The organism is Candidatus Jordarchaeum sp., from assembly GCF_052745115.1.
Window position 1 is genome coordinate 1 of sequence record NZ_JBRAKS010000391.1, and the last position, 3,431, is coordinate 3,431.

Below are 3,431 nucleotides of genomic sequence, written 5' to 3' on the forward strand. Positions count from 1 at the left end.
AGCATAAGACAAGTAAAAACTAGGAAAAATACATACCTAAGGTGGCGTCCCATAAGAATTCAGAAGATTTTAATCTTCTTTCAAGTTAAGATTATTGATCGTTGGTTCTAAAACTCACTCTTTTTTCTTAACTTCTTTTTCTAATTTATCGGATTTCTTTTTTTCTTTCTCCAGGATTACCTTATCTATCCTTAAAATCGTCTCTGCTATTTCACATGCAGACTTTACTAGCTGCATTTTAATGCTTAACGGTTCTAATACCTTTAGATCGAGCATATTGTTAAGTTTTCCTTTATCGCTGATGCCTATCCAAGTATTTTTAGAATTTTCGTGCAGCGCCCTAAGCTCAGCTAAGGTTTCTAATGGATTTAGCCCAGAGTTTTCAGCCAGGGTTTTTGGTATCGTTTCCAAAGCTTTCGCGTATTTTTCTATGGCTAACTGTTCTTTTCCAGAAAAATTCATCGCGTATCTTTTAATTCCTTTGTCAAGCTCTATTTCCACTGCTCCGCCCCCTGCCACCAATTTACCTTCAGTAATCACAGCTTTCAAAACTTTTAACGTGTTTTGGAATGCTCTCTCGGCTTCGCTCAATATGTCCTCAGTACCTCCTCTAATTATCGCAGTGGCACATTTTATACCGGAACAGTTGACGAAAACGAGTTCCCTCTCGCCAATTTTTCGCTCCTCAACAATTTCCACCTTTCCAAGATTCTCCTCCCTCAAATCACTTAGGTCCGTTACTATTTTCCCTCCAGTTGCTTCGGATATTATTTTAAGATCCATGATTGGTAGCTGAGCCACAGTTAAAATCCCGGATTCGGTGAGAAAATGAGCTACTAAATCGTCAACAATCTTTGAACATAATACAACATTGGCACCGGCATCCTCAATCTTCTTAAAAAGTGTCCTCGCCAATTCATTTAGACTTTCTAAATGAGCTTGGTAAGCCTCGGAACCGTCAATACGGATCTCCACATCTCTTCTAAAATTCTGCTGAGAAACTCTTAACCAACAATCCAGCAAAGCAATCCTAGCGGGTTCCACCCTTCTTGGCATTTTAGGACTGATAATTTCTCTTTCTAGAACAACTCCGGGAAAGAGCACACTATCTTTCAAGCCTTCCCCTTTTTCCTTCAAAATCTTAACTTTTCTAATATCAATATCGGAAACATTTTCCTTATCTATCAGACTATTTATTGCTTCCACAGCCATTTCAGCAAATAGTTCTTTTCCATCAACGATTTTTCCAGCAATAGAGGTTAGAGCCACATTTTTCATAGTTTCTGAATTCTTATAGTCTACGGTTAGTGCCATATCATTTAATAATTCCAAAGCCTTTTTCGTCGCTTTTTTGAAGCCAGTAATAATCACTGTGGGATGTATTTTCTGGTTCAATAATTCCTCGGCATTTTTTAGAAGCTCACCGGCGAGGATAACACTGGCCTTAGTACCATCGCCAACAAATTTGCTCTGGGCCTCCGTAAGTTCCACTAGTATTTTTGCTGCGGGGTGCTGAAGATACATGAATCCCAGCATGATTTTTCCGTCACTGGTGTATTTTGCTTCGCCAATGTTGTCTATGAGCAGTTTACTGCTTCCTCTGGGACCGAAACAGGGTTTTACAGCGTCAGCAATGACCTTGAACGCGGATATATTGTTGAGGATGGTTTCAAACTCTTTCTTACGCGTTTTAATCTCCTTTAGAGGACGCGTGTATTCTAGCGTCTCTGCCTTTTCACCTAATTCTTCGGCCGCGATTATATCATCTATCCTGAGAATCATTGTTGCGGCTTCATGAGCGGATTTCATTGCTTCAGCTTTCACCAGGTAAGGTTCGTAGACCCCAAGATTTCTTAAATTCTTAATTTCCCCATCTGTCACGTCTATACCAGCATAGATTTCTCCCGAACCATGTCTAAGCCTGAGTTCAGCAGCCTTAGCTAACATGTCAAGGCCCAAATTTTTAGCAAGCAAAGAGGGTAACGCTTCTAAGGCTTCTGCAAAAGCATTTAACGCTAATTGTTCTTTTCCGCTCGCAAGGGTGCGGTCTATAATTCTTTTTGAAACCTCGACTTCTAAAGCCCCTCCACCTACAAGTATCATTGGGTTTTCAACCACGTCCTTTTCCACATAGATTGCGTCACGAACCGCTCTTTCAACCTCATCCAGAATAATTTGGGCTCCTCCCCTAAGAAGAATCGTCACACTGAAAGGATTTTTACACTCTTCCACAACTATTACTCTTTCTTCTCCAAATCCCTTTTCGACAACTATACCAGCACTTCCTAAATCATCTTGTTTAATATCGTAAATATCCGCTACCAGTTTTCCTCCAGTTGCAGCGACAGCATTTTGAATATCTGCTTTATCCATCCACTCAGCAGCAAGAATCCCCTTACTTGCTAAATAGTATTTAGCCAGATCATCTATTCCTTTCTCGGAAAAAACTACATTCACACCCAGGTCCAGTAGTTTCTCAACCATTCTTTTAATAATCGATTCTTCCTCTTCCAGAAAATCCTTTAATTGCTTTGGTTTTTCGATTACAATTTTAGTATCGTATTCACCTTTTTCGATTTCCAAGGGACATTTAAGGAGAGCTATTTTTGAGGCTTCAACTTTTTTAGGCATTTCCTTATGTGCGGCTTCCTTATTCAACACTATACCCTTAACTAGCTCGCTTTCTGATACCGTTCCTCCCAGTTTCTTCACAATTACAATTTTTTTAACATCAACAAAATACTTTTCACCAACCATTTTTGAAACATGCAAAACCGCCTCTGTGACCAATTCCGAAAGAAACTCACTCTCCTCTAAACTAAGCTTACACCTTAAAGCGTTGAGTGCTACTTTTTTCAGCGTCTCATTATCCTTGGGATCAACTGGAATACCGATTTGTTCAAGAATATTCAAAACCGCTTTAAAAGCCTTTGAATATCCTCTTATAATAGTTGTAGGATGAATTCCTTTATCGAGAAGTTGCTCCGCACGGGCTAGCAGCTCGTTGGTTAAAATTATTATAGTTTTTGCCCCGTCTCCCGACTCCAGGTCTTGGGTCCTAACGGCATCCATAATAACCTTGACCGCGGGGTGACCACCCCCCACCTTATCAGTAATTGTAAACCCGTCCCTAGTTATGGTAAGATCTCCTTTTTCATCAACAATGAGTTTACTCATACCGCTGGGACCAAAGGAATCTTTAATAAAATCTGCCAGAATTTTAACAGCAAATATACTTTCCTGAACGGTGGACAATTCCTTCGAGTGCTTTTGGAAGTAGCTATCTCTCGACACCTTGAATCCCTTAGAGAAAAAAATGGTTTTCAATTATGAATTATTTATGGGTTCCAGTAGTGTCATATATTGAAACCTATATCAAATTATTTTTTTTGGTCAAATTTCCCATTTTTCTTGTATGGCTTGGATTATCA

Annotated in this window: 1 protein-coding gene; it reads right to left on the reverse strand. The window is 39.5% G+C overall.

Going from position 1 to position 3,431, the window contains the following annotated elements; all coding sequences use genetic code 11:
* Positions 1-114: 114 nt before the first annotated feature.
* Complete coding sequence (gene thsB / locus ACUVXA_RS18365) at positions 115-3,294, reverse strand: thermosome subunit beta (RefSeq protein ID WP_445872740.1); 3,180 nt, start codon at positions 3,292-3,294, stop codon at positions 115-117.
* Between the last annotated feature and the right edge of the window lie 137 nt (positions 3,295-3,431).